A 24,961-nucleotide genomic window follows, 5' to 3' on the forward strand; every position below is an offset into this window, starting at 1 on the left:
TATGTCAGACCAGCTGTTTACGCTGGTTGGACGGCGGAATGGATAAAGACTCTCGATACTTCGCAACAGTACGACGTGCCACCATAATACCCTGATCGGACAGCATGGTGGTTAACTTACTGTCGCTTAGCGGCTTCGCGGGGTTCTCCGCGGCGATCAACTTCTTCACCAGGGCACGAATGGCCGTGGACGACGCTTCGCCGCCGCCCTCGGTATTCACATGGCTGGAGAAGAAATACTTAAGCTCAAAAATACCGCGTGGACTGTGCAGATACTTCTGCGTGGTGACACGGGAAATGGTTGATTCATGCATCTCGACGGCCTGGGCGATATCCGCCAGCACCATCGGTTTCATATACTCTTCGCCCTGCTCAAAGAACGCCTGTTGCTGTTCGACAATACAGCGGCTGACGCGTAGCAGCGTATCATTTCGGCTCTCCAGACTTTTGATCAGCCATCGCGCTTCCTGCAAATTGCTACGAATATATTGATTGTCGGAGTCGTTACGCACGCTGGTGCACATGGAGGCATACTGCTGGTTGATTTGCAGGCGAGGGATGCTGTCAGAGTTCAGTTCAACGACCCAGCGGCCATTATGTTTTCTGACCAGCACATCCGGGATGACGTACTCGGGCTCGCTGGTCTGGATCGACTGTCCCGGGCGCGGATCGAGCGACTGGATCAGATTCACCGCTTCTTTCAGCACCTCTTCCTTCAGGCGCGTGACGCGCATCAGGGAGCGGAAATCGTGGTTCGCCAGCAGATCCAGATGATCGCTGATGATTACGCGCGCCTCGTCGAGCCACGGCGTCTCTTTGCTGAACTGAGAAAGCTGGATCAGCAGGCAGTCGCGCAGATCTTTTGCGGCCACGCCTACCGGATCGAAACGCTGGATGCGCTTCAGAACGGCTTCAACTTCCTCAAGCTCTATCTCGTCATCGCCCATGCTTTCCAGAATATCGTCCAGCGTGACGGTCAAATAGCCAGTGTCGTCAACGGCATCGACAATTGAGGTGGCAATCGCGCGGTCGGTATCGGAGAAGGGAGTAAGTTCCACCTGCCACATCAGGTAATCCTGCAGTGACTGGGTGGTTTCGCCCTGGTAGACCGGTAGCTCATCATCCTGGTAGTCTGCACGCGTACCGGAAGGGGTTCCGGCGGTGTAGATTTCATCCCAGCTGGCATCCAGCGGAAGCTCGTCCGGCATCTCTTTTTGTTCGAGTGCATCCGCGGTGTCGAGCGCTTCTGTATCCTGCGATTGCTGGGTATCTACCTCGTCATGAAGATCGGTTTGTTCCAGCAGGGGGTTGCTGTCCAGCGCCTGCTGGAGCTCCTGCTGAAGTTCTAACGTGGACAGTTGCAGCAGGCGAATTGCCTGCTGTAGCTGCGGCGTCATCGCCAGTTGTTGGCTGAGCCTTAATTGCAAACCTTGCTTCATGTTCAGAGCATTTTTCTCCGGTTCGGCGTTACGTTACCTCTACCCTATCAGAGTCTGAAGTCTTCCCCAAGATAGACGCGCTTAACATGATCGTCTTCGAGGATCTGCTGCGGCGTGCCGTGGGCGATCAGATTGCCCTGGCTCACAATATAGGCGCGTTCACACACGGCCAGCGTTTCACGCACGTTGTGGTCGGTGATCAGTACGCCAAGCCCGCTGTCGCGCAGGTGTTCAATGATACGTTTAATGTCGATAACCGAGATCGGGTCAACGCCCGCAAACGGTTCATCCAGCAGGATAAACTTCGGGTTTGCGGCCAGCGCACGGGCAATCTCAACGCGGCGGCGTTCGCCCCCGGAGAGAGCCTGACCGAGGCTGTCGCGCAGATGCTCGATGTGGAACTCTTCCATCAGCTCGTTGGCACGATCCTGACGCTGTTCGTTGGTCAGGTCGTTACGAATTTGCAGGACCGCCATCAGGTTGTCGTAAACGCTGAGACGACGGAAAATGGAGGCTTCCTGCGGCAGGTAGCCGATCCCGCGACGCGCTCGCGCGTGCAGCGGCAGAAGGCTGATGTCTTCATCGTCAATGATAATGTTGCCGGCATCGCGCGGGACAATACCCACGACCATGTAGAAGGTTGTCGTTTTACCCGCACCGTTAGGGCCAAGCAGCCCCACGATTTCGCCGGAGTTGACGGTCAGACTGACATCTTCTACGACACGGCGGCCCTTATAGGCCTTTGCGAGATTTTTTGCAGTTAATGTTGCCATAACGAATTAGTTACTCTTCTTCTGTGCCGGGGCCTGGCCTTTGCCTTTGTCCTGCAGCTGCGACGGAACCAGTACGGTGGTGACGCGTTTGCCTTTCTCGCTGGAGGCCTGCATTTTTTGCTCTTTCACCAGATAGGTAATCTGGTCGCCGGTAATGTTGCTGTCCAGCTGTTCCAGATAGGCATTTCCGGTCAGGATGACCAGGTCCTTCGCCAGCTCATAGTGCATGTGCGTGGCGCGGCCTTTCACCGGCTTGCCGTTGTCCTGCATCTGGTAGAAGGTCGCCGGGTTACCATAGCCATCGATAATCTCTTTGCCCTGCTCGCCACCCGGACGGGTCACGACCACTTTGTCGGCGTTGATTTTGATGGTGCCCTGGGTCATGACGACGTTACCCGTGAAGGTGACGACGTTACCCTGCATATCGAGAGACTGGGTGTCGGACTCGATATGGATCGGCTGGTCGGTATCGCCCGTTACAGCAAGCGCGGGGAGACTGGTCGCCAGCATCGCGCTGGCGATAATTACTTTAAGGCTGAGTTTGTTTGTTTTGAATTTCATAGGAGGTTCTAACCTTTTCAATCAGCTCGGCGTTCTTGCTGCGTAAGTTCCCGCGCATTCTCAAACCGCTGGAATTAAATGTTGTGCCATAGAGTGTGACCAGATCCTGCGACGTCACGTCCTGGGTTACCAGGTTGATCTGGGCATTATCCGTCGTAATTTTTCGCAGTTGCGAGTCGGCGGTCAGGGCGTTGACTTCAACGTGACCATACAGATAAAGCATACGGTCATTTGTCAGTTTTGCCCGATCTGACTTAATTGACCACGTCGGCACTTTGTCTTTATCAAATGTGGTCATCACAGGTTGGGTAAACCATGAAACGCCATCATCGGAAAAATATTCAACATGCTGGGCAATCAGGCGATAGTTCAGCGCGCCTTCCGGGCTGTAGACCACGGTGTCGCTGTGATCGCTTTTATAGGTTGGATCGGTATTGTTGATCACTTCCGTTTGCGTATCGTCGCGATCGGCAAGGTTCACGCCAATCAATACCAGTGCGACAAGCGAAAGCAAAATGATAATCCAACGTCTGGTTTTACTCATATCGATTGCCCTTTGGCCTCATCAAGCTTGCCCTGCGCCAGCAGAAGCAGATCGCAGACTTCACGGACAGCGCCGCGGCCACCGTTGATGTGGGTAACGTAGTCGGCGCGCGGGATCAGCAGCGGATGCGCATCGGCAACGGCGATGCTCAGCCCGACTTCAGCCATCACCGGCCAGTCAATCAGGTCGTCCCCGACGTAGGCCACGTTTTCCGGTGCGATAGCCAGTTTACCCAGTAAATCATTGAACGCCGCCATCTTATCGGATTGGCCCTGATACAGATGGGTAATACCTAAGGTTTCACAGCGATCTTCTACCAGTTTAGCGTTTCGCCCGGTGATGATCGCTACCTCAATCCCCGAGGTGAGCGCACAGCGGATACCGTAGCCGTCGCGAACGTTAAACGCCTTCAGCTCTTCACCATTATTGCCCATGTAAATCAGGCCGTCGGAGAGGACCCCATCCACATCCAGGATCAGCAGACGAATGTTTTCCGCCTTTGCCATCATCTGTGTACTGACCGGCCCATAACAGGTTGCAAGGGATGCACCCGCATTACTCATTGTCTTATCCTTCATTACACTACGCCTGCGCGCAGCAGATCATGCATATGTACCACACCCAGCAACTGGTCGCCATCGGCAACCATAACGGAGGTGATATGGCGGGACTGCATCAGGTTCAGCACGTCCACGGCCAACGTACCCGGACGCACGCGGATACCGCCGGGCGTCATCACGTCGGCAATACCGAGCGTGCGGACATCGACACCCATATCGAACACGCGACGCAGGTCGCCATCGGTGAAGATCCCCTGAATTTTCATCAGATCGTCGCACACGACCGTCATCCCCAGATTCTTGCGGGTGATTTCCAGCAGCGCATCACGTAGGGAGGCTTCTTTACTGACGTGGGGGATCTCATCCCCGGTGTGCATAATATCGTTTACCCGAAGCAGCAGCTTGCGCCCCAGCGCACCGCCCGGGTGGGACAGCGCGAAATCTTCCGGCGTAAAGCCACGGGCTTCCAGCAGCGCCACGGCAAGGGCATCGCCCATAACCAGCGCGGCGGTGGTGCTGGAGGTCGGCGCCAGGCCGAGCGGACAGGCCTCCTTGGGCACTTTCACGCACAGGTGAATATCGGCTGCGCGCGCCATGCTGCTTTCCGGACGGCTGGTCATGCAAATCAGCGGCACCTGCAGTCGCTTCAGTACCGGGATCAGCGCCAGGATTTCATTTGACTCACCGGAGTTGGAGAGTGCGATGACGATATCCTGCGGCGTGACCATACCCAGGTCCCCGTGCGCGGCTTCCCCCGGGTGGACAAAGAAGGACGAGGTACCGGTACTGGCAAAGGTTGCCGCCATTTTGCGTCCAATGTGGCCAGACTTGCCCATCCCCATCACCACGACTTTGCCGGCACAGTAGAATATCTTCTCACATGCCAGACTAAAATCCTGATTTATGTACTGATCTAACTGCGCCAGACCTTCACGTTCAATCTCCAGAACGTCTTTGCCTGCTTTCTGAAAGTCAAAACCCGGCTGCAATTCTATTTGCGACATAATGCGTTTCCGTTTACCCAGAGAGAAGAGGCGAGAGCCAGTACAGCATCGCCATCCATACGATAAATCCACCCGTCAGCAGCGCGCCTGCGCCTTTACCGATCTGTCGTTGCCGCCGCCAGCAGAGCAGGGCAAAAATCACGCTGACCAACAACATCACGCCGTAATCACGTGAGAACGCCAGGGGATTAAAGGGCCCTGGCGAAATCAGGGCTGGCAGGCCCATCACAATGGCGATATTAAAAATGTTAGAGCCGATGATATTACCAATGGCAATGTCATCCTCACCTTTACGCGCCCCCGCAATGGCGGTGGCCAGCTCCGGCAGGCTGGTACCGATGGCAATCACCGTCAGGCCAATGGTCAGCTCGCTGATGGCAAAATAGTTCGCCAGCACCGTCGCGTTATCCACGACCATGCGCGTTGCCATCGGCATGATGATCAGCGCCACGCCCAGCCAGAGCAAGGCAACAGGCAGCGTGCCTTCTCGCGGAAGCTCGGCGACCTGCTCACGCGTGAGGCTATCCTGACCCTGCTTTTCAGCCTGACGGGCGATTTTAACACTATACAGCAGCCAAATAACGGCCAGCGCCAGCAAGAAAATGCCGTCGCTGTAGCTCAGTACGCCATCGTAAAATACGCACCCTGCCAGCAGGCTTACGAGTAACATTAGCGGCAATTCACGGCGCAGAACATCAGAATGCACGCGAAATGGATGGAGCAGCGCGGCCAGGCCCAAAATCAATAAAATATTGACGATGTTAGAGCCAATAGCGGTGCCGACTGCCAGGTCTACCTGACCATGCAGCGATGCTGAGACAGAGACGATGATTTCAGGAAGTGACGTTCCTACGCTGACCACGGTCATCCCGATGACAACTGGCGGTACGCCACTCAGGCGACACAGGATAGATGCAGCAAACACTAAACGGTCAGCACTGTAGACCACCAACAGTAAACCAATTATTAACAGTGCTGTTGCTAAAAGCATCAAAAGTCCTTTCTTCAGGTATACTCATCGGTCCATCACACGGGAATGGCTGGACTGCATACAGTCTGAGGCGTAACGAATTCCTAATTTTGACTTTATGCGCCGGAAAAGTAAAACAAATGCCAGCTTTCGCTAACCTCTACGGTTATTATTCTGTAAAAATGCGGAGTTTAGGGCTGATTCAGGCTACATGCCTTAACGTGAGCAGGATAAGAAAGGAACCATAAATGAGCCAAACCATGGCGAATTTAGTCGATGTCCGCGGGGTGAGTTTTTCTCGCGCCAACAGATTGATATTTGATGATATTTCGTTGACCGTGCCGCGTGGCAAAATTACTGCCATCATGGGGCCCTCCGGGATCGGTAAAACGACCCTGCTCCGCCTTATTGGTGGGCAGATCCCACCGGATAGCGGTGAAATCCTCTTTGACGGCGAAAACATCCCGGAGATGTCGCGCTCGCGCTTGTATACTGTTCGCAAACGCATGAGCATGCTCTTTCAGTCGGGGGCTTTGTTCACCGACATGAACGTCTTTGATAACGTTGCCTATCCGCTGCGCGAGCATACCAGCCTGCCGCCTGCGCTGCTGAAAAGCACGGTGATGATGAAGCTTGAAGCCGTCGGGCTGCGGGGCGCCGCGAAACTGATGCCTTCGGAGCTATCCGGCGGGATGGCGCGTCGTGCCGCGCTGGCGCGCGCCATCGCACTAGAACCTGATTTAATCATGTTCGACGAACCGTTTGTCGGGCAGGATCCCATCACGATGGGCGTGCTGGTGAAGCTCATCTCTGAACTGAATAGTGCGCTTGGCGTCACCTGCATTGTTGTATCTCACGATGTACCTGAAGTGCTGAGCATTGCCGATTACGCCTACATCGTAGCGGACAAAAAGATCGTCGCACACGGTAGCGCCCAGGCGCTGCAGGAAAATTGCGATCCACGCGTGCGGCAGTTCCTTGACGGTATTGCCGATGGCCCTGTGCCGTTCCGCTACCCGGCGGGCGACTATCGTGACGATTTACTGGGAATAGGGAGTTAAGCCACTCATGCTGTTAAATGCGTTGGCCGCTCTCGGACACCGTGGCATAAAAACCATCAGGACGTTCGGGCGTGCCGGATTGATGTTATTCAACGCGCTGGTCGGCAAGCCGGAATTCCGTAAGCACGCGCCGCTGCTGGTGCGCCAGCTTTATAATGTCGGCGTGCTGTCGATGCTCATCATCATTGTCTCCGGTCTGTTTATCGGGATGGTGCTGGGTCTGCAGGGTTACCTGGTTCTGACAACCTACAGTGCGGAAACCAGCCTCGGGATGCTGGTGGCGCTCTCGTTGCTGCGTGAACTGGGGCCCGTTGTGGCGGCGCTGTTATTCGCCGGTCGCGCGGGGTCAGCCTTAACCGCTGAAATTGGCCTGATGCGCGCGACTGAGCAGCTCTCCAGCATGGAGATGATGGCGGTCGATCCGCTGCGTCGCGTGATCTCGCCGCGTTTCTGGGCGGGGGTCATCTCTTTACCGCTGCTGACGATACTGTTTGTCGCCGTGGGTATCTGGGGCGGTTCGCTGGTTGGCGTGCACTGGAAAGGCATTGATGCCGGTTTCTTCTGGTCTGCCATGCAGGACGCTATTGACCTGCGAATGGATCTGGTTAACTGCCTGATTAAGAGCGTGGTCTTTGCCATTACGGTTACCTGGATTGCATTGTTTAATGGTTACGATGCGATTCCGACGTCGGCGGGCATTAGCCGCGCTACTACACGTACAGTCGTTCATTCGTCGCTGGCCGTACTGGGTCTGGATTTTGTGCTCACCGCACTGATGTTTGGGAATTGAGTTCATGCAAACGAGAAAAAATGAAATTTGGGTCGGTGTATTCCTGCTGCTGGCGCTGCTGGCCGCGCTATTTATCTGCCTGAGAGCGGCAGATATCACGTCTGTGCGCACCGAGCCGACGTATCGCATCTATGCCACCTTCGATAACATCGGCGGGCTGAAGGCGCGTTCACCGGTCCGTATTGGCGGCGTGGTGATCGGCCGCGTATCTGACATTACGCTGGATGAGAAGACCTATCTGCCGCGCGTCGCGATGGATATCGAAGAGCGTTACAACCACATTCCGGACACCAGCTCTCTGTCTATCCGGACTTCCGGTCTGCTGGGCGAACAATATCTGGCGCTTAACGTCGGTTTTGAAGACCCCGAGCTGGGAACGACTATCCTTAAGGACGGGAGCGTGATCCAGGACACCAAGTCCGCCATGGTGCTGGAAGATATGATTGGTCAGTTCCTTTACAACAGTAAAGGGGATGATAAAAAGTCTGACAATGCCCCTGCGCAGAGTGAAGACCATACCAACGCCGCGCCGACCCCAGGTGCTGCGAATTAATATCAGGAGAAGTCATTCATGTTTAAACGACTGTTAATGGTTGCCATGCTGGTCATCGCCCCTCTCACCGCGGTGCACGCGGCGGATCAGAGTAACCCGTACAAACTGATGGACGAGGCCGCGAAGAAAACCTTCGATCGTCTTAAAAACGAGCAGCCTAAGATTCGTGCTAATCCTGATTACCTGCGTGACGTGGTTGACCAGGAGCTGCTGCCGTATGTGCAGATCAAATATGCGGGAGCGCTGGTGCTGGGCCGCTATTACAAAGACGCGACCCCGGCGCAGCGTGAGGCCTATTTTGCCGCTTTCCGTGAATACCTGAAGCAGGCTTATGGTCAGGCGCTGGCGATGTACCACGGTCAGACCTATCAGATCGCCCCTGAGCAGCCGCTGGGTGATGCGACCATCGTCCCTATTCGCGTAACGATCAACGATCCTAACGGCCGTCCGCCGGTGCGTCTGGATTTCCAGTGGCGTAAAAACAGCCAGACCGGCCACTGGCAGGCGTATGACATGATCGCCGAAGGTGTAAGCATGATCACCACCAAACAGAACGAGTGGAGTGACCTGCTGCGCACCAAGGGGATTGATGGCCTGACCGCGCAGCTGCAGTCCATTGCTCGTCAGAAAATCACGCTGGACGAGAAGAAGTAATGTCACAGCAACTCAGCTGGTCGCGTGAAGGCGAGACGTTAAAGCTGTCCGGTGAGCTGGATCAGGATCTGCTGAACCCCTTATGGGATAAACGCCATGAGGCCATGCAGGGCGTGACGCTCATTGACTTAACTGACGTCACGCGGGTGGATACGGCAGGCGTTGCGCTGCTGGCCCATCTGGTTGCAGTAGGGAAAAAGCAGGGGGCGAGCGTCACGCTTCGCGGCGCGAGCGAGAATGTCGTGACCCTTGCGCAGCTCTACAATCTCCCTCAGGACGTATTGCCTCGTTAATATTTTCAGTGCGTTACTTCCGAAAGCCCTGACAGTTTCATCGTCGGGGCTTTTTGCTTGTTTAAGACGACGCCACTTTGCTCTAAGATGTTGGGCTTGTTTTCACTATCAGATGATTAAGAACCCATGGAAAATCATGAAATCCAGACAGTGCTGATGAATGCACTCTCCCTTCAGGAAGCCCACGTCACTGGCGATGGCAGTCACTTCCAGGTTATTGCTGTGGGTGAGATGTTCGACGGTATGAGCCGCGTGAAGAAACAGCAGGCTGTGTACGCGCCGCTGATGGAATATATTGCGGATAACCGCATCCACGCCCTGTCGATTAAAGCGTTCACCCCGCAAGAGTGGGCACGCGATCGCAAACTAAACGGTTTTTGAGCTGAGGGCGACAGGCCCGCAGCACGGTTGAATTTATAAGAGAGCACACAATGGATAAATTTCGTGTACAGGGGCCAACGCGTCTCCAGGGCGAAGTCACAATTTCTGGCGCGAAAAACGCCGCGCTGCCCATCCTCTTTGCTGCGCTGCTCGCGGAAGAGCCGGTAGAGATTCAGAACGTACCGAAGCTGAAAGATATCGACACCACCATGAAGCTGCTCACCCAGTTGGGCACGAAAGTCGAGCGTAACGGTTCCGTCTGGATCGATGCCAGCAAGGTGAACAACTTCTCTGCGCCTTACGATCTGGTGAAAACCATGCGTGCTTCCATCTGGGCGCTTGGCCCGCTGGTGGCGCGTTTCGGTCAGGGTCAGGTTTCGCTGCCGGGCGGCTGCGCCATCGGTGCGCGTCCGGTTGACCTGCACATCTTTGGTCTGGAAAAACTGGGCGCAGAGATCAAGCTGGAAGAAGGCTACGTTAAAGCGTCCGTCAATGGTCGTCTGAAAGGCGCGCACATTGTTATGGACAAAGTGAGCGTAGGCGCAACGGTAACCATTATGTCTGCGGCAACGCTGGCAGAAGGGACTACTATCATCGAAAACGCCGCGCGCGAACCGGAAATTGTGGATACCGCCAACTTCCTCGTGGCGCTGGGTGCGAAGATCTCCGGTCAGGGTACAGACCGTATCACCATCGAAGGCGTTGAGCGTCTGGGCGGGGGTGTCTATCGCGTACTGCCGGACCGTATCGAAACCGGTACCTTCCTGGTCGCTGCCGCGATCTCTGGCGGGAAGATTGTTTGTCGCAACGCACAGCCTGATACGCTGGATGCGGTGCTGGCGAAACTGCGTGATGCGGGAGCGGATATCGAAATCGGTGAAGACTGGATCAGCCTTGATATGCATGGACAGCGTCCAAAAGCGGTCAATGTGCGTACGGCGCCACACCCGGCGTTCCCAACGGACATGCAGGCGCAGTTCACCTTGTTGAACCTGGTCGCCGAAGGGACTGGCTTCATCACTGAAACCATTTTCGAGAACCGCTTTATGCACGTACCGGAGCTGATCCGCATGGGGGCACGTGCTGAAATCGAAAGTAATACCGTGATTTGCCATGGCGTTGAGACACTGTCCGGCGCTCAGGTGATGGCTACCGATCTGCGTGCGTCTGCCAGCCTGGTGTTGGCGGGTTGTATCGCGGAAGGTACAACGATCGTGGATCGTATTTATCACATCGATCGTGGCTATGAGCGTATTGAAGATAAACTGCGCGCGCTGGGTGCCAATATCGAGCGTGTGAAGGGCGAGTAATCGTTCCGGCAGCCCCCTGCCAGACATGACCGGGGGGTTGCTGTTCCTGTCAAAAACGCGTTATTCCTGCGGTTCTTTTTTTACTTTTCTCTGGCGAATCATGCGCGATCTGTCGATAAATTCATGGGTAACGGGATCGTGGTAGCGCGAAGGCCAAATCACCCACGGATGCGTATCCAGCGCCGTCGCGATAATTAATTCTCCTTTTGGCCAGGGGCGGGTGAGGGCGTTTGCCAGAGTTGAAGAACTCAGTCCATGGCGGCGGGACTCTGCTGCCAGTGAAGTGCCTCTTTTGCGCAGTGCGGCAATAATATCAGCCGTGTGCCAGTCGATAAATTTCGTATCCATAACGCCGTCCTTAAGTTCGGATTCACCTACGCCGTTTCTTCTGAAACGACGGGTTTACTATACCCATTTCGAACTCTTGTTCTAAAAAGTTCGCGTTACTTGAAGGAATATTCAGAATAAGACACGGCTTTATTCATGCGGTCTCTAAACCGATGAATTTAGATGAACGCGGAATTTACGGGTGTGTACTGGAATCTCCCCGCCAGGAACGCGGGGAGACAAAGCAAGATTAACGGTCGCGCTGAACGGCGATGTGGGCAAGACCAATCAGTGCCTCGCGCCATGGGCTGTCGGGAATGACCTGGAGAGCTTCGATGGCTTTGTCGGCTTCTTCTTCCGCACGCTGCCGCGTCCATTCCAGCGATCCGCAGATAGCCATGGTTTCCAGCACAGGTTCCAGAAGATGGCGGCCATTTCCCTGCTCAATCGCTTCACGGATCATTTTCGCCTGATCGGCTGTTCCGTTACGCATGGCGTGGAGCAGCGGCAGGGTCGGTTTGCCTTCGTTCAGGTCATCGCCAACGTTTTTGCCGAGCGTTTCGCCGTCCGCACTGTAGTCCAGCAGATCGTCAATCAGCTGGAAGGCTGTGCCCAGATAGCGGCCATAGTCCTGCAGGCCTTTTTCCTGTGCTTCGGTACAGCCAGCCAAAATGCCGGAACACTGAGCCGCCGCTTCAAACAGACGCGCGGTTTTGCTGTAGATGACGCGCATGTAGTTTTCTTCGGTGATATCCGGGTCGTTGACGTTCATCAGCTGCAGCACTTCGCCTTCAGCAATGACGTTTACGGCTTCAGACATTACTTCCAGCACTTTCAGGGAACCCAGGCTGGTCATCATCTGGAAGGCGCGGGTATAGATAAAATCCCCCACCAGGACGCTGGCGGCGTTTCCGAACGCGGCGTTAGCCGTGGCTTTGCCACGACGCATATCCGATTCATCCACCACATCGTCGTGCAGAAGCGTCGCCGTGTGGATAAATTCGATGAGCGCTGCGATAGTGATGTGAGCATTTCCCTGATAACCAACGGCTCTGGCAGCCAGAATGGCAATCATCGGACGAATGCGTTTACCGCCGCCGCTGACAATGTAATAGCCCAACTGATTGATCAGCTGAACGTCAGAGTTGAGTTGCTCCAGGATTGCTGCATTCACACCCGCCATATCTTGCGCGGTTAACTCGTTGATTTTTTCTAAATTCATCGCAAAAGCCGGGCTTTTTATCCTGTTGATCCCATCTTCAATGGGGTAACGAAGGGTTTCGGTTAATCAATAGTAGTGCTGATTGTACTGAAAAAACGGCTCAGATAAACGTTACCGTACGTGTTGTGTTTTTTTTCTTCATGTATTGACGGTAGCACTTGTCAAAGGCTCGCGTTTTGCGTAATATTCGCGCCCTATTGTGAATATTTATAGCGCACTCTGATTCATACGAGGACGTGCGCGGAAGCGGAGTTTATATGTACGCGGTTTTCCAAAGTGGTGGTAAACAACACCGAGTAAGCGAAGGTCAGACCGTTCGCCTGGAAAAGCTGGACATCGCAACTGGCGAATCTGTTGAGTTCGCAGAAGTTCTGATGATCGCAAACGGTGAAGAAGTCAAAATCGGCGTTCCTTTCGTTGATGGCGGCGTTATCAAAGCTGAAGTTGTTGCACACGGTCGTGGCGAGAAAGTTAAAATCGTTAAGTTTCGTCGTCGTAAGCACTACCGTAAGCAGCAGGGCCACCGTCAGTGGTTCACTGATGTGAAAATTACTGGCATCAGCGCCTAAGACCTGAGGAGAGATTTAAATGGCACATAAAAAGGCTGGCGGCTCCACACGTAACGGTCGCGATTCAGAAGCTAAACGCCTGGGCGTTAAGCGTTTCGGTGGCGAATCCGTTCTGGCGGGTAGCATCATCGTTCGTCAACGTGGTACCAAATTCCACGCTGGCAACAACGTAGGTTGCGGTCGTGACCACACTCTGTTTGCTAAAGCAGACGGTAAAGTGAAATTTGAAGTTAAAGGCCCGAACAACCGTAAATACATCAGCATCGTTGCTGAGTAAGGTTTTCTCGGTCCGGTAACGGATTAAAGCCCCGCACCCTGTTGCGGGGCTTTTTACATTGGAAACCCGGTAATTTTTTCTGTAGGGAAAACGGGCATGAAGCAGCAGGCCGGCATAGGAATTCTTTTGGCGCTCACAACCGCAATGTGCTGGGGTGCGCTGCCAATTGCAATGAAGCAGGTACTGGAAGTGATGGAGCCGCCTACGGTGGTCTTTTATCGCTTTCTGATGGCAAGCATCGGCCTCGGGGCGATTCTGGCCGTCAAAGGTAAGCTTCCACCCTTGCGGCTCTTCCGTAAACCGCGCTGGCTGGTGCTGCTGGCTATCGCGACGGGCGGTCTGTTCGGTAACTTCATCCTGTTCAGCTCTTCCCTGCAATATCTCAGCCCCACGGCGTCGCAGGTGATTGGTCAGCTTTCGCCGGTGGGCATGATGGTCGCCAGCGTCTTTATCCTCAAGGAGAAGATGCGCGGTACGCAGATTATCGGGGCGAGCATGCTGTTGTGCGGTCTGGTGATGTTCTTCAACACCAGTCTGATCGAGATTTTTACCCGCCTGACGGATTACACATGGGGTGTCATTTTCGGTGTGGGGGCAGCAACGGTCTGGGTGAGCTATGGCGTCGCGCAAAAGGTGTTATTGCGTCGGCTTGCCTCACAGCAGATCCTCTTTTTGCTGTACACTTTGTGTACAATAGCATTACTGCCATTAGCGAAGCCGGGCGTAATTACCCAGCTTAGCGACTGGCAACTGGCGTGCCTCATTTTTTGTGGGCTGAACACGCTGGTCGGTTATGGCGCGCTGGCCGAAGCGATGGCGCGCTGGCAGGCAGCACAGGTGAGCGCATTAATTACGCTTACTCCGCTGTTTACGCTGTTATTTTCAGATTTGTTATCAATGGCCTGGCCCGATGTCTTCGTCAGACCGATGCTCAACCTGTTGGGTTATCTCGGTGCGTTTGTCGTGGTTGCGGGCGCGATGTATTCCGCCATTGGTCATCGTCTTTGGGGACGTTGGCGCAAAAATGAAGCGGTTGTAGTAGTCCCCCGTTCAGGCGAATGAGTTACGGAGAGTAAAATGAAGTTTGTTGATGAAGCGACGATCCTGGTCGTGGCTGGTGATGGCGGCAACGGTTGCGTGAGCTTCCGCCGTGAAAAGTATATCCCTCGTGGCGGTCCTGATGGCGGCGACGGTGGGGATGGTGGTGACGTGTGGCTGGAGGCGGATGAGAACCTCAACACGCTGATCGACTACCGTTTCGAAAAATCCTTCCGCGCTGAACGTGGTCAGAACGGCCAGAGCCGTGACTGTACCGGGAAACGCGGTAAAGACGTCACCATTAAAGTGCCGGTCGGTACGCGTGTGATTGACCAGGGGACGGGTGAAACCATGGGTGACATGACCAAACACGGTCAGCGCCTGATGGTGGCGAAAGGCGGCTGGCACGGTCTGGGTAACAGCCGTTTCAAATCTTCCGTTAACCGTACGCCGCGTCAGAAAACGATGGGTACGCCGGGCGATAAGCGCGACCTGCAGCTGGAGCTGATGCTTCTGGCTGACGTGGGCATGCTGGGTATGCCAAACGCGGGTAAATCGACGTTTATTCGCGCCGTCTCTGCAGCCAAGCCAAAAGTGGCAGACTATCCGTTTACCACGCTGGTACCAAGCCTGGGCGTTGTCCGTATGGATAACGAGAAGAGCTTTGTGGTTGCCGATATTCCGGGTCTGATTGAAGGCGCCGCGGAAGGGGCGGGTCTGGGTATTCGCTTCCTGAAACACCTTGAGCGCTGCCGCGTGCTGCTGCACCTTATCGATATCGATCCTATCGACGGTTCCGATCCGGTTGAAAACGCCCGTATCATCGTGGGCGAGCTGGAAAAATACAGCGAAAAACTGGCAAATAAACCACGCTGGCTGGTCTTTAACAAGATCGACCTGATGGACAAAGCCGAAGCGGAAGCAAAAGCAAAAGCCATTGCTGAAGCGATGGGTTGGGAAGATAAATACTACCTGATTTCTGCGGCAAGCCAGGTCGGCGTGAAAGATCTGTGCTGGGATGTGATGACCTTCATCATTGAGAACCCAATTGTTCAGGCGGAAGAAGTCAAACAGCCTGAAAAAGTCGAATTCATGTGGGATGACTACCACCGCCAGCAGCTCGAAGAGCTGGAAGCGGAAGAAGACGATGAAGACTGGGACGATGACTGGGATGAAGACGACGAAGAAGGCGTCGAGTTCATCTACAAGCACTAATTGCTGTTCAAAGCCCCCATTATGGGGGCTTTTTTATTCCAGCGTTGCGGGCAGCCAGCAGCTGGCGATTAAACCGCCTTCAGCGCCATTCTCAAGCGTCAGCCTGCCGTGGTGGAGCTGGACTATGCGCTGTACGATACTCAGGCCCAGACCGCTGCCTCCGTAGCGCTGGTCAAGACGGCGGAATGGCTCGGTAATGGACTGCCGGTGCGCTTCATCAATCCCCGGGCCCTGATCGATAACGCTGATCTGCGTCCCCCCGTCGACCTCGGTTAACGTCACTGTAATCGTTGTCCCTGCCGGGCTGTAGCGTCCTGCATTTTCCAGCAGGTTGCGCAGCATCAGGCGCAGGAGAACGGCGTCTCCCTGAACCGTGAGCGCGCTTTTAGCGGGCCAAATCACCGTGTGCTCTTTGGCTTCATGCCCAAGGCCGAGAGGTTCGATGATATTTTCCGTCCAGCTCACGGTTTCGTAGTGGCCGCTCGCCATGGCCTGTCCGGCACGGGCCAGCATCAGCAGTTGTTCAACGGTATGCATGAGCTGATCGATACGGCTAACCAGCGTGGCGGCCTGAGGCGCACCTGACTGCGACATCAGCTCCAGATGGAGCCGGATACCGGCCAGAGGCGTTCTCAGCTCGTGTGCGGCGTCTGCGGTGAAGAGACGCTCCTGCTGAATGGTGCTATCCAGCCGGGCCAGCAGCTGGTTCAGGGTGGTCGTCACCGCGCCAATTTCTTCCATGTCGGAATACATAGGAAGCGGGGTTAAGTTATCGGCTGAGCGGTTAGCAAGGCTGTCGCGGAGCTTATTCAGCGGCCGGGTTATCCAGGTGACGGCCCAGAAGGAGAAGAACAGGGTAAAACCGACCATCACCAGGGAAGGGACCAGCAGCGAGGCAATCGCTTCGCGGATCTCTTTCTCAACGTGATTATTGCGCGCTTTCGCTGACAGCGTTTCGTTGACCAGAAAACCAATCTGTTCACGGCTTTCATGCCACAGCCAGATGACGCTTATCAGCTGGAAAAATAACAGAATGACCGCCAGCAGCACCATCAAACGCCGACGCATGCTGTTCATTTCTGGCTCTCCAGACGGTAGCCGACGCCGCGAACGGTTTTGATCCTGTCTTTGCCGAGCTTACGCCGCAGGTTATGAATATGGACCTCAAGGGTATTTGACCCGGGATCGTCCTGCCAGGAGTAGATATCCTGCTGGAGCGTTTCTCGGTGTACCGTTTGCCCGCTGCGCATAATCAGACGCGTAAGCAAGGCGAACTCTTTTGGCGTCACCTCTACGGCTTGATCCTGTTGCAGCACCTGCTGGGTTTGCAAATTCAGCGTAATATCGCCGTCGGTCAGTAAGTTATCACTATGGCCCTGATAGCGGCGAATCAACGCTCGTACCCGAGCCTGCAGCTCCGCGAGCGCAAAAGGCTTCACCAGGTAATCGTCTGCGCCTGCATCGAGGCCGGTGATACGGTCTTCAATGGCATCACGTGCCGTCAGGATCAATACCGGGTTGGCGATGCCGCGACGTCGCCACTGGCTCAGCAGCGTGGCGCCGTCTTTATCCGGCAAGCCCAAATCGAGGATCACCAGGCTGTATTCGCCGCTCTGGATCAGGGCATCCGCCTCTGCTGCCGTGCCTGCACAGTCGAGAGCATACCCTTCATTGGCCAGCCCCAGCGCCAGCCCTTCCTGCAATAACAGATCGTCTTCAACTATAAGTAGTTTCATCGCTAGTTATTCTGGTAGATGTCCTTATAAAGCCTGCTTTCGAAGCGAACCAGTGGAATACGACGATTGCGCTGGTCGGTCGGTTCGACGGCATAGCCGGAAAGATACTGCACGAATGCCATGCGCTGTCCGCTGGCGGTAGTGATGAAACCTGCAAGGTTATAAACCCCCTGCAGTGAGCCTGTTTTCGCGGAGACTTTGCCATCCACGCCCGCAGCGTGAAGCCCTGCGCGGTACTGCAGTGAACCGTCATGCCCGGCCAGCGGCAGCATTGAAATAAAGTTTAGCTCAGTGTCATGTTGTGCAATGTACTGAAGCACCTGCATCATCGTGGCCGGAGAGATCAAATTATGGCGCGATAGTCCGGAGCCATCGACGGCGATGGTATTACCCAGATCGATCCCCGCCTGCTGGCGCAGGATCTGCCGAACCGCGTCTGAACCCGCGCGCCAGGTTCCCGGCACGCCGAAACGGGCGTGACCAATCATGCGGAACACCGTGTCGGCAATCATGTTGTCCGACTTTTTCAGCATTATTCGCAGTAAATCGTGCAGCGGCGCAGACTGTTTGCTGGCGATGACCGTGCCGGGCTGGTTGACCTGCGTCTGACGAAGCAGGGTGCCGGAATAGGTTATTCCCGCTTGTTTCAGTTCATCTTTCAGAATGGCGCCTGCATAGCTTGCGCCATCCTGTATCGCAAAGGCCAGCGGCAGCGGATCGGCGCGCTGCGTCAGGCAGCCGGTCAGCGTGAAGCGGTTAAGATCGCCTGGCACCACATCCAGTTCGCAGTACTGGGCATCAGGAGAGCCCTTAGCCAGTGTGCGAACCTGGCTAAACATGGTGACCGGGTAGTAGGACGCTATGCGGATAAACGCTAAATCATCCGGCTTTGGCGCACTGTAAAGCGAAACCGAGAAGCAGTTGCGGTCAACAATCGCGGCGGCGGGCGGGGCGCTAAAGCACTGCGTCATGTCGTTCCACGGCCAGCCCGGGGCTTTGTCGTGGCTGGCAAAGATGGAGGTATCGATCAGCACATTGCCGTCAATTTTCTGCACACCGGTTTTTTTCAGCACCGCAACCATATTGCGGATATCCTGGCGTTTAAAGGTCGGATCGCCGCCAAAACGGGCGATAAGATCGCCTTTCAGTTCGCCACCCTCGACGTTACCTTTGGTTTCAAGGGTGGTAGTAAAACGGAAGTCAGGCCCGAGCTGGAGCAGGGCGGCGAGGGCGGTGATCACCTTTTGGGTACTGGCAGGCAGCGCCATCTGTTGACTATGATAGTCAATCTCGGGAGCCTGTGCGCCAACCTTCTGCACCATCAGGGCGAGGTTCGCCCCTGCGGGAAGCTGATTAATGTACTCATCAACATTCGCGGCCTGAGCGGTGAACGTTATACTGGTAGTCAATCCGATGATAAAACTGGAAAATCGCATAATCTCGCGCTAACAACCCGAAAACAAACCGTCATACTACGGTGCATGGCACTGCAAAGTAAACGATGACCCATAGTGAACTTCGCGGTAAAATGCGTATCAAATTGAAAAATTGCTGCTGACCTGGGGCATCGCTCCCGGGTCGGTTTTCTTTTTGCTTCTTGCCCGCTTAAAGGGGGCAGGAGCAGGGAACACTGCTCCCAACAGGAATGTTTAAGAGGTATAACAAATGCAAGCTATTCCGATGACCTTACGTGGTGCCGAAAAACTGCGCGAAGAGCTGGATTTCCTGAAATCCGTGCGTCGTCCTGAAATCATCGCCGCTATCGCGGATGCGCGCGAGCATGGCGACCTGAAAGAGAATGCTGAATACCACGCCGCGCGTGAGCAGCAGGGCTTCTGTGAAGGGCGTATTAAAGATATCGAAGCAAAGCTGTCCAATGCACAGGTTATCGATATCACTAAGATGCCGAATAATGGCCGTGTGATCTTTGGTTCTACCGTTACCGTGCTGAACCTGGACAACGACGAAGAGCAGACCTATCGCATCGTGGGTGATGATGAAGCTGACTTCAAACAGAACCTGATTTCGGTGAACTCGCCGATTGCTCGCGGCCTGATTGGCAAAGAGCAGGACGATGTTGTCACCATCCGCACCCCTGGCGGTGAAGTAGAATACGAAATTATTAAGGTTGAATACCTGTAATTCGCTTCTCTACTAAGATGTTGATACATTGTAAAGAAAAGAAAAAGGCCGCGTAGCGGCCTTTTATCAACTCAAGGAGCATGGCATTTTGCTCGCCTGCTGACAGAAATCCCTCGTTTCACACAGAAAATGTGTTTAATTCAGGATATCCTTAACGTGGCAGCGAGATTTTACGCTCTTTAGACGGGCGGTAGAGCACCAGCGTTTTACCGATGACCTGTACATTACAGGCGCCGGTTTCGCGCACGATGGCTTCCACGATCAGGTTTTTAGTGTCTCTGTCTTCAGAGGCGATTTTCACCTTGATCAGCTCGTGGTGTTCCAGCGCTTGTTCAATCTCGGCAAGCACCCCTTCGGTCAAACCATTGTTGCCAAGCATCACTACAGGCTTGAGCGGATGTGCCAGACCTTTAAGGTGCTGTTTTTGTTTAGTACTCAGATTCATCGTATATTTTTGCTTACGTTGGGATTGAAAACGGTTCATTCTACCGCCATCTCCCTTATATCGCCAAATAGCTGCGTAGAAATTTACGTCACAGGCAAGCAACGATGAACCAGGACGGAAATGTTAAATGACAGGTAAAAAGCGTTCTGCCAGCTCCAGCCGCTGGCTCCAGGAACACTTTAGCGATAAATATGTTCAACAGGCACAGAAAAAGGGGTTGCGTTCCCGTGCCTGGTTTAAACTTGATGAAATACAGCAAAGTGACAAACTTTTTAAGCCGGGGATGACGGTTGTTGACCTCGGTGCGGCACCTGGCGGATGGTCCCAGTATGCGGTCACGCAGATCGGCGGAACGGGCCGAATCATCGCGTGCGATCTTTTACCAATGGATCCCATCGTCGGTGTCGACTTCCTTCAGGGCGACTTTCGTGATGAATTAGTGCTGAAAGCGTTACTTGATCGTGTAGGTGACAGTAAGGTCCAGGTTGTCATGTCAGATATGGCACCAAATATGTGCGGAACACCGGCGGTGGATATCCCCCGCGCCATGTATCTGGTGGAGCTAGCGTTAGAAATGTGTCGTGATGTACTAGCGCCTGGTGGTAGTTTTGTTGTGAAGGTGTTTCAGGGCGAAGGTTTCGAGGAGTATCTTAAGGAAATTCGCTCCCTGTTTGCGAAGGTCAAAGTTCGTAAGCCGGACTCTTCCCGGGCCCGTTCCCGTGAAGTGTATATTGTAGCGACCGGGCGAAAATGATAACCGGGAGATTTCAGACGAAAGTTTGAATGAAACTGGATATAGAGTATCCTGACGCTGTTTTTAACACAGTTGTAATATGAGGTTAATCCCTTGAGTGACATGGCGAAAAACCTAATACTCTGGCTGGTCATTGCCGTTGTGCTGATGTCAGTATTCCAGAGCTTTGGGCCCAGCGAGTCGAATGGCCGCAAGGTGGATTATTCTACCTTCCTGCAGGAGGTCAATCAGGACCAGGTTCGCGAAGCGCGTATCAACGGACGTGAGATCAACGTTACCAAGAAAGATAGTAACCGTTACACGACTTACATCCCGGTGAACGATCCTAAGCTGCTTGATAACCTTCTGACTAAAAACGTCAAGGTGGTAGGTGAGCCGCCAGAAGAACCAAGCCTGCTGGCTTCTATCTTCATTTCCTGGTTCCCAATGCTGCTTCTTATCGGCGTTTGGATCTTCTTTATGCGCCAGATGCAGGGCGGCGGTGGCAAAGGTGCCATGTCGTTCGGTAAGAGCAAGGCGCGTATGTTGACGGAAGATCAGATCAAGACCACTTTTGCGGACGTTGCCGGGTGTGACGAAGCGAAAGAAGAGGTCGGTGAACTGGTTGAATACCTGCGTGAACCGAGCCGTTTCCAGAAACTGGGCGGTAAAATCCCGAAAGGCGTGCTGATGGTTGGCCCTCCGGGTACCGGTAAAACCCTGCTGGCGAAAGCCATCGCGGGTGAAGCGAAGGTGCCGTTCTTTACTATTTCAGGTTCTGACTTCGTCGAAATGTTCGTGGGTGTCGGTGCATCTCGTGTGCGTGACATGTTCGAACAGGCCAAGAAGGCAGCACCGTGCATTATCTTCATCGATGAAATCGACGCCGTAGGACGCCAGCGTGGCGCAGGCCTGGGCGGTGGTCACGATGAACGTGAACAGACGCTGAACCAGATGCTGGTTGAGATGGACGGCTTCGAAGGTAACGAAGGTATTATCGTTATCGCGGCAACTAACCGTCCGGACGTACTTGACCCGGCGCTGTTGCGTCCAGGCCGTTTCGACCGTCAGGTTGTTGTCGGTCTGCCGGATGTTCGCGGTCGTGAACAGATTCTGAAAGTTCACATGCGTCGCGTACCGCTGGCGCCAGATATCGACGCGGCCATCATTGCGCGCGGTACCCCGGGCTTCTCCGGTGCGGATCTGGCTAACCTGGTCAACGAAGCTGCACTGTTTGCCGCTCGCGGTAACAAGCGCGTCGTGTCGATGGTGGAGTTCGAGAAAGCGAAAGATAAGATCATGATGGGTGCGGAACGTCGCTCCATGGTGATGACGGAAGCGCAGAAAGAGTCCACTGCTTACCACGAAGCGGGTCACGCGATTATCGGTCGCCTGGTGCCGGAACACGATCCGGTACACAAGGTAACGATTATTCCGCGCGGCCGTGCGCTGGGTGTGACCTTCTTCCTGCCTGAGGGCGACGCGATCAGCGCCAGCCGTCAGAAGCTGGAAAGCCAGATTTCGACCCTGTACGGTGGTCGTCTGGCCGAAGAGATTATCTACGGTCCGGAACATGTTTCTACCGGTGCGTCGAACGATATTAAAGTGGCGACAAACCTGGCGCGTAACATGGTGACGCAGTGGGGCTTCTCCGACAAACTCGGTCCGCTGCTGTATGCAGAGGAAGAGGGCGAAGTGTTCCTGGGCCGCTCTGTGGCGAAAGCAAAACATATGTCCGATGAGACGGCACGTATCATCGACCAGGAAGTGAAAGCGCTGATTGAACGTAACTACGGTCGTGCGCGTCAGATCCTGAATGACAACATGGACATTCTGCATTCCATGAAAGATGCGCTCATGAAATATGAGACCATCGATGCACCGCAGATTGACGACCTGATGGCGCGCCGCGAAGTGCGTCCGCCAGCAGGCTGGGAAGACCCAGGTGCTTCCAATAACTCTGACAACAATGGCACCCCACGTGCGCCGCGTCCGGTTGATGAACCGCGTACGCCAAACCCGGGCAACACCATGTCAGAACAGTTGGGCGATAAGTAAGTCACTGCTGTTGAAGCGTTTGTCTCTAACTCAAACCCTGGAGCTTGCTCCGGGGTTTTTCATTTCTGTTTAACCATTTAGATATCAGGGATTTCGCCATGAAATTATTCGCTCAGGACTCGCATCTCGATCTTTCACATCCCCATGTGATGGGGATCCTGAATGTTACCCCTGACTCCTTCTCTGACGGTGGCACGCATAACACGCTTATCGAGGCGGTTAAGCACGCGAATTTAATGATCAATGCGGGTGCCACCATCATTGACGTTGGCGGCGAATCGACGCGTCCCGGTGCGGCGGACGTGTCTGTGGAAGAAGAGCTGGCGCGCGTGGTGCCGGTGGTTGAAGCTATCGCGCAGCGGTTTGAAGTATGGATCTCCGTGGATACCTCCAAACCCGAAGTAATCCGTGAAGTGGCGAGAGTGGGCGCTCACATTATAAATGATATTCGTTCACTTACCGAGCCGGGGGCGATTGAGGCGGCAGCGGAAACCGGACTGCCGGTTTGCCTGATGCACATGCAAGGGCAGCCGAAAACCATGCAGGACGCGCCGAAGTATGACGACGTTTTTGCCGACGTAAATCGCTTCTTTATTGAGCATATCGAACGCTGTGAACGTGCAGGCATCCCAAAAGAGAAATTGCTGCTCGACCCGGGGTTCGGTTTCGGTAAAAATCTCTCCCACAACTATGCGCTGCTTGCGCGCTTATCGGAATTTCATCACTTTGGCCTGCCGCTGCTGGTGGGGATGTCGAGGAAATCGATGATTGGCCAGTTGCTGAATGTAGGCCCGAGCGAACGCCTGAGCGGCAGCCTGGCCTGCGCGGTGATTGCGGCGATGCAGGGCGCGCACATTATTCGTGTCCATGACGTCAAAGAAACAGTAGAAGCCATGCGTGTGGTGGAAGCCACACTGGCAGCGAAGGAAAACAAACGCTATGAGTAATCGTAAATATTTTGGTACCGACGGTATCCGCGGGCGCGTAGGCGATGCTCCCATCACCCCTGATTTTGTCCTGAAGCTCGGCTGGGCTGCCGGCAAGGTTCTGGCGCGTCATGGCTCACGTAAAATTATCATCGGTAAAGACACCCGTATTTCCGGCTATATGCTGGAATCCGCGCTGGAAGCGGGTCTGGCGGCGGCTGGACTGTCCGCCTCTTTTACAGGCCCAATGCCAACGCCTGCGGTCGCGTATCTGACGCGCACCTTCCGTGCGGAAGCGGGGATTGTTATCTCGGCCTCTCATAACCCGTTCTACGACAACGGCATTAAATTCTTCTCTATTGATGGCACCAAGCTGCCGGATGAGGTGGAAGAAGCCATTGAAGCTGAAATGGAAAAAGAGATCACCTGTGTTGATTCCGCAGAGCTGGGTAAAGCGAACCGTATCGTTGATGCGGCGGGTCGCTATATCGAATTCTGTAAAGGCACCTTCCCGAATGAGCTGAGCCTGGCGCACCTCAAAATTGTGGTGGACTGCGCAAATGGCGCGACCTATCACATCGCCCCGAATGTCTTCCGCGAGCTCGGTGCGAAAGTGATCGCCATTGGCTGTGAGCCGGATGGTCTGAACATCAACGAGCAGGTCGGTGCGACGGACGTTCGTGCCCTGCAGGCGCGCGTTCTGGCAGAAAAAGCCGATCTGGGCATTGCGCTGGACGGCGACGGTGACCGCGTGATCATGGTTGATCACGAAGGTAACAAGGTCGACGGCGACCAGATCCTCTACATTATTGCGCGTGAAGGTCTGCGTCAGGGTCAGCTGCGCGGCGGTGCGGTCGGGACGCTGATGAGTAACATGGGCCTGGAACTGGCGCTGAAACAGCTCGGTATTCCGTTCGTTCGCGCCAAAGTGGGTGACCGCTATGTGCTGGAAAAATTGCAGGAGAAGGGCTGGCGTATCGGCGCGGAGAACTCAGGTCACGTGATCCTGCTCGACAAAACCACTACCGGTGACGGCATTGTGGCTGCGCTGCAGGTGGTTGCCGCGATGGCGCGCAACCATATGAGCCTGCACGATCTGTGCAGCGGCATGAAAATGTTCCCGCAGATTCTGGTCAACGTACGTTTTACTGCCGGCAAAGGCGACCCGCTGGAAAATGAGAACGTGAAAGCGGTGATGGCGGATGTTGAAGCAGCCCTCGGCAGCCGTGGACGCGTGCTGCTGCGTAAGTCTGGTACCGAACCGCTGATCCGCGTGATGGTGGAAGGCGAAGACGAAGCGCAGGTAACCGAATTTGCGCACCGTATTGCGGATGCCGTAAAAGCTGCATAATCTTGCACGCTAAATGTTTAAAAAGGCGGC

General features: G+C 54.6%; 29 protein-coding genes. 16 read left to right on the forward strand and 13 right to left on the reverse strand.

Going from position 1 to position 24,961, the window contains the following annotated elements; genetic code table 11:
- Positions 1 to 4 precede the first annotated feature (4 nt).
- Genes rpoN through CWR52_RS15030 form a run of 7 tightly spaced genes read right to left on the reverse strand, consistent with a single transcriptional unit; the run spans position 5 to position 5,871 of the window.
- A complete protein-coding gene (rpoN, locus tag CWR52_RS15000; protein WP_104950015.1) occupies positions 5 to 1,438 on the reverse strand; it encodes an RNA polymerase factor sigma-54 in 1,434 nt (477 codons plus the stop codon).
- 47 nt (positions 1,439 to 1,485) lie between these two features.
- Positions 1,486 to 2,211, reverse strand: a complete 726-nt coding sequence (gene lptB / locus CWR52_RS15005) for an LPS export ABC transporter ATP-binding protein (protein ID WP_008501446.1) — start codon at positions 2,209 to 2,211, stop codon at positions 1,486 to 1,488.
- Positions 2,212 to 2,217: 6 nt separating this feature from the next.
- Complete coding sequence (lptA, locus tag CWR52_RS15010) at positions 2,218 to 2,772, reverse strand: lipopolysaccharide ABC transporter substrate-binding protein LptA (protein WP_020883526.1); 555 nt, start codon at positions 2,770 to 2,772, stop codon at positions 2,218 to 2,220.
- The gene (gene lptC, locus CWR52_RS15015) at positions 2,741 to 3,316 is read right to left on the reverse strand and encodes an LPS export ABC transporter periplasmic protein LptC (RefSeq protein WP_021242266.1); all 576 of its coding nucleotides are present in this window, start codon (positions 3,314 to 3,316) and stop codon (positions 2,741 to 2,743) included. Before lptC ends, lptA begins: the two co-directional genes overlap by 32 nt.
- A complete protein-coding gene (kdsC, locus tag CWR52_RS15020; RefSeq protein ID WP_008501449.1) occupies positions 3,313 to 3,879 on the reverse strand; it encodes a 3-deoxy-manno-octulosonate-8-phosphatase KdsC in 567 nt (188 codons plus the stop codon). The genes lptC and kdsC overlap by 4 nt, the downstream gene beginning before the upstream one ends.
- A gap of 14 nt (positions 3,880 to 3,893) precedes the next feature.
- Entirely contained in the window at positions 3,894 to 4,880 is a 987-nt protein-coding gene (gene kdsD / locus CWR52_RS15025) for an arabinose-5-phosphate isomerase KdsD (protein WP_008501450.1), read from the reverse strand.
- Between the two features lie 13 nt (positions 4,881 to 4,893).
- On the reverse strand, positions 4,894 to 5,871 hold the full coding sequence (locus CWR52_RS15030; RefSeq protein WP_045334591.1) for a calcium/sodium antiporter: 978 nt from the start codon (positions 5,869 to 5,871) through the stop codon (positions 4,894 to 4,896).
- Positions 5,872 to 6,098: 227 nt separating this feature from the next.
- On the opposite strand from CWR52_RS15030, the gene mlaF reads away from it, so the two are divergent.
- The 7 genes from mlaF to murA all read left to right on the forward strand — a co-directional run bounded on the left by mlaF (position 6,099) and on the right by murA (position 10,892).
- On the forward strand, positions 6,099 to 6,911 hold the full coding sequence (gene mlaF / locus CWR52_RS15035) for a phospholipid ABC transporter ATP-binding protein MlaF (protein ID WP_008501452.1): 813 nt from the start codon (positions 6,099 to 6,101) through the stop codon (positions 6,909 to 6,911).
- Between the two features lie 7 nt (positions 6,912 to 6,918).
- Entirely contained in the window at positions 6,919 to 7,701 is a 783-nt protein-coding gene (gene mlaE / locus CWR52_RS15040) for a lipid asymmetry maintenance ABC transporter permease subunit MlaE (RefSeq protein ID WP_010436044.1), read from the forward strand.
- Between the two features lie 4 nt (positions 7,702 to 7,705).
- The gene (mlaD, locus tag CWR52_RS15045) at positions 7,706 to 8,254 is read left to right on the forward strand and encodes an outer membrane lipid asymmetry maintenance protein MlaD (RefSeq protein WP_008501455.1); all 549 of its coding nucleotides are present in this window, start codon (positions 7,706 to 7,708) and stop codon (positions 8,252 to 8,254) included.
- A gap of 18 nt (positions 8,255 to 8,272) precedes the next feature.
- Complete coding sequence (gene mlaC / locus CWR52_RS15050; RefSeq protein WP_045910107.1) at positions 8,273 to 8,908, forward strand: phospholipid-binding protein MlaC; 636 nt, start codon at positions 8,273 to 8,275, stop codon at positions 8,906 to 8,908.
- On the forward strand, positions 8,908 to 9,201 hold the full coding sequence (mlaB, locus tag CWR52_RS15055; protein WP_048028841.1) for a lipid asymmetry maintenance protein MlaB: 294 nt from the start codon (positions 8,908 to 8,910) through the stop codon (positions 9,199 to 9,201). Before mlaC ends, mlaB begins: the two co-directional genes overlap by 1 nt.
- Positions 9,202 to 9,327: 126 nt before the next feature.
- Positions 9,328 to 9,582: a BolA family iron metabolism protein IbaG gene (gene ibaG / locus CWR52_RS15060; protein ID WP_008501458.1), complete on the forward strand. Its 255-nt coding sequence runs from the start codon at positions 9,328 to 9,330 to the stop codon at positions 9,580 to 9,582.
- 50 nt (positions 9,583 to 9,632) lie between these two features.
- On the forward strand, positions 9,633 to 10,892 hold the full coding sequence (murA, locus tag CWR52_RS15065; RefSeq protein ID WP_045910105.1) for a UDP-N-acetylglucosamine 1-carboxyvinyltransferase: 1,260 nt from the start codon (positions 9,633 to 9,635) through the stop codon (positions 10,890 to 10,892).
- A gap of 60 nt (positions 10,893 to 10,952) precedes the next feature.
- On the opposite strand, the gene sfsB is transcribed toward murA, so the two are convergent.
- Both sfsB and ispB read right to left on the reverse strand, forming a co-directional pair.
- Positions 10,953 to 11,240: a DNA-binding transcriptional regulator SfsB gene (sfsB, locus tag CWR52_RS15070; RefSeq protein WP_048028843.1), complete on the reverse strand. Its 288-nt coding sequence runs from the start codon at positions 11,238 to 11,240 to the stop codon at positions 10,953 to 10,955.
- A gap of 229 nt (positions 11,241 to 11,469) precedes the next feature.
- Positions 11,470 to 12,441 (reverse strand): octaprenyl diphosphate synthase, encoded by a 972-nt coding sequence (gene ispB / locus CWR52_RS15075; protein WP_008501461.1) that lies wholly within the window; start codon positions 12,439 to 12,441, stop codon positions 11,470 to 11,472.
- 257 nt (positions 12,442 to 12,698) lie between these two features.
- Here ispB and rplU point away from each other — a divergent pair, with 257 nt between their 5' ends.
- The 4 genes from rplU to cgtA all read left to right on the forward strand — a co-directional run bounded on the left by rplU (position 12,699) and on the right by cgtA (position 15,540).
- On the forward strand, positions 12,699 to 13,010 hold the full coding sequence (rplU, locus tag CWR52_RS15080; protein WP_003025032.1) for a 50S ribosomal protein L21: 312 nt from the start codon (positions 12,699 to 12,701) through the stop codon (positions 13,008 to 13,010).
- A 19-nt stretch (positions 13,011 to 13,029) separates the two neighbouring features.
- Positions 13,030 to 13,287 (forward strand): 50S ribosomal protein L27, encoded by a 258-nt coding sequence (gene rpmA / locus CWR52_RS15085; RefSeq protein ID WP_004385076.1) that lies wholly within the window; start codon positions 13,030 to 13,032, stop codon positions 13,285 to 13,287.
- 96 nt (positions 13,288 to 13,383) lie between these two features.
- The gene (locus tag CWR52_RS15090; RefSeq protein ID WP_014833443.1) at positions 13,384 to 14,349 is read left to right on the forward strand and encodes a DMT family transporter; all 966 of its coding nucleotides are present in this window, start codon (positions 13,384 to 13,386) and stop codon (positions 14,347 to 14,349) included.
- A 15-nt stretch (positions 14,350 to 14,364) separates the two neighbouring features.
- Positions 14,365 to 15,540: an Obg family GTPase CgtA gene (cgtA, locus tag CWR52_RS15095; RefSeq protein WP_021242261.1), complete on the forward strand. Its 1,176-nt coding sequence runs from the start codon at positions 14,365 to 14,367 to the stop codon at positions 15,538 to 15,540.
- A gap of 33 nt (positions 15,541 to 15,573) precedes the next feature.
- Here cgtA and pmrB read toward each other — a convergent pair whose 3' ends face one another.
- Genes pmrB through dacB form a run of 3 tightly spaced genes read right to left on the reverse strand, consistent with a single transcriptional unit; the run spans position 15,574 to position 18,712 of the window.
- On the reverse strand, positions 15,574 to 16,617 hold the full coding sequence (pmrB, locus tag CWR52_RS15100) for a two-component system sensor histidine kinase PmrB (protein ID WP_104950016.1): 1,044 nt from the start codon (positions 16,615 to 16,617) through the stop codon (positions 15,574 to 15,576).
- Positions 16,614 to 17,276: a two-component system response regulator PmrA gene (pmrA, locus tag CWR52_RS15105; RefSeq protein WP_104950017.1), complete on the reverse strand. Its 663-nt coding sequence runs from the start codon at positions 17,274 to 17,276 to the stop codon at positions 16,614 to 16,616. The genes pmrB and pmrA overlap by 4 nt, the downstream gene beginning before the upstream one ends.
- 2 nt (positions 17,277 to 17,278) lie before the next feature.
- A complete protein-coding gene (gene dacB, locus CWR52_RS15110; RefSeq protein WP_021242259.1) occupies positions 17,279 to 18,712 on the reverse strand; it encodes a serine-type D-Ala-D-Ala carboxypeptidase in 1,434 nt (477 codons plus the stop codon).
- Between the two features lie 229 nt (positions 18,713 to 18,941).
- Here dacB and greA point away from each other — a divergent pair, with 229 nt between their 5' ends.
- Positions 18,942 to 19,418, forward strand: a complete 477-nt coding sequence (greA, locus tag CWR52_RS15115; RefSeq protein ID WP_014171793.1) for a transcription elongation factor GreA — start codon at positions 18,942 to 18,944, stop codon at positions 19,416 to 19,418.
- Positions 19,419 to 19,569: 151 nt separating this feature from the next.
- On the opposite strand, the gene yhbY is transcribed toward greA, so the two are convergent.
- Complete coding sequence (gene yhbY / locus CWR52_RS15120) at positions 19,570 to 19,863, reverse strand: ribosome assembly RNA-binding protein YhbY (protein ID WP_003861814.1); 294 nt, start codon at positions 19,861 to 19,863, stop codon at positions 19,570 to 19,572.
- Positions 19,864 to 19,990: 127 nt separating this feature from the next.
- Here yhbY and rlmE point away from each other — a divergent pair, with 127 nt between their 5' ends.
- The 4 genes from rlmE to glmM all read left to right on the forward strand — a co-directional run bounded on the left by rlmE (position 19,991) and on the right by glmM (position 24,931).
- The gene (gene rlmE, locus CWR52_RS15125) at positions 19,991 to 20,617 is read left to right on the forward strand and encodes a 23S rRNA (uridine(2552)-2'-O)-methyltransferase RlmE (protein WP_003861812.1); all 627 of its coding nucleotides are present in this window, start codon (positions 19,991 to 19,993) and stop codon (positions 20,615 to 20,617) included.
- A 102-nt stretch (positions 20,618 to 20,719) separates the two neighbouring features.
- Positions 20,720 to 22,654 carry an ATP-dependent zinc metalloprotease FtsH gene (gene ftsH / locus CWR52_RS15130; protein WP_013098921.1) on the forward strand — a complete coding sequence of 645 codons (1,935 nt, stop codon included), beginning with the start codon at positions 20,720 to 20,722 and terminating at the stop codon, positions 22,652 to 22,654.
- A gap of 98 nt (positions 22,655 to 22,752) precedes the next feature.
- Positions 22,753 to 23,601: a dihydropteroate synthase gene (folP, locus tag CWR52_RS15135; RefSeq protein WP_045910100.1), complete on the forward strand. Its 849-nt coding sequence runs from the start codon at positions 22,753 to 22,755 to the stop codon at positions 23,599 to 23,601.
- A complete protein-coding gene (glmM, locus tag CWR52_RS15140) occupies positions 23,594 to 24,931 on the forward strand; it encodes a phosphoglucosamine mutase (RefSeq protein WP_021242257.1) in 1,338 nt (445 codons plus the stop codon). The genes folP and glmM overlap by 8 nt, the downstream gene beginning before the upstream one ends.
- Positions 24,932 to 24,961 lie beyond the last annotated feature (30 nt).

Source organism: Enterobacter sp. SGAir0187 (genome assembly GCF_002952735.2).
GTDB lineage: Bacteria > Pseudomonadota > Gammaproteobacteria > Enterobacterales > Enterobacteriaceae > Enterobacter > Enterobacter quasiroggenkampii.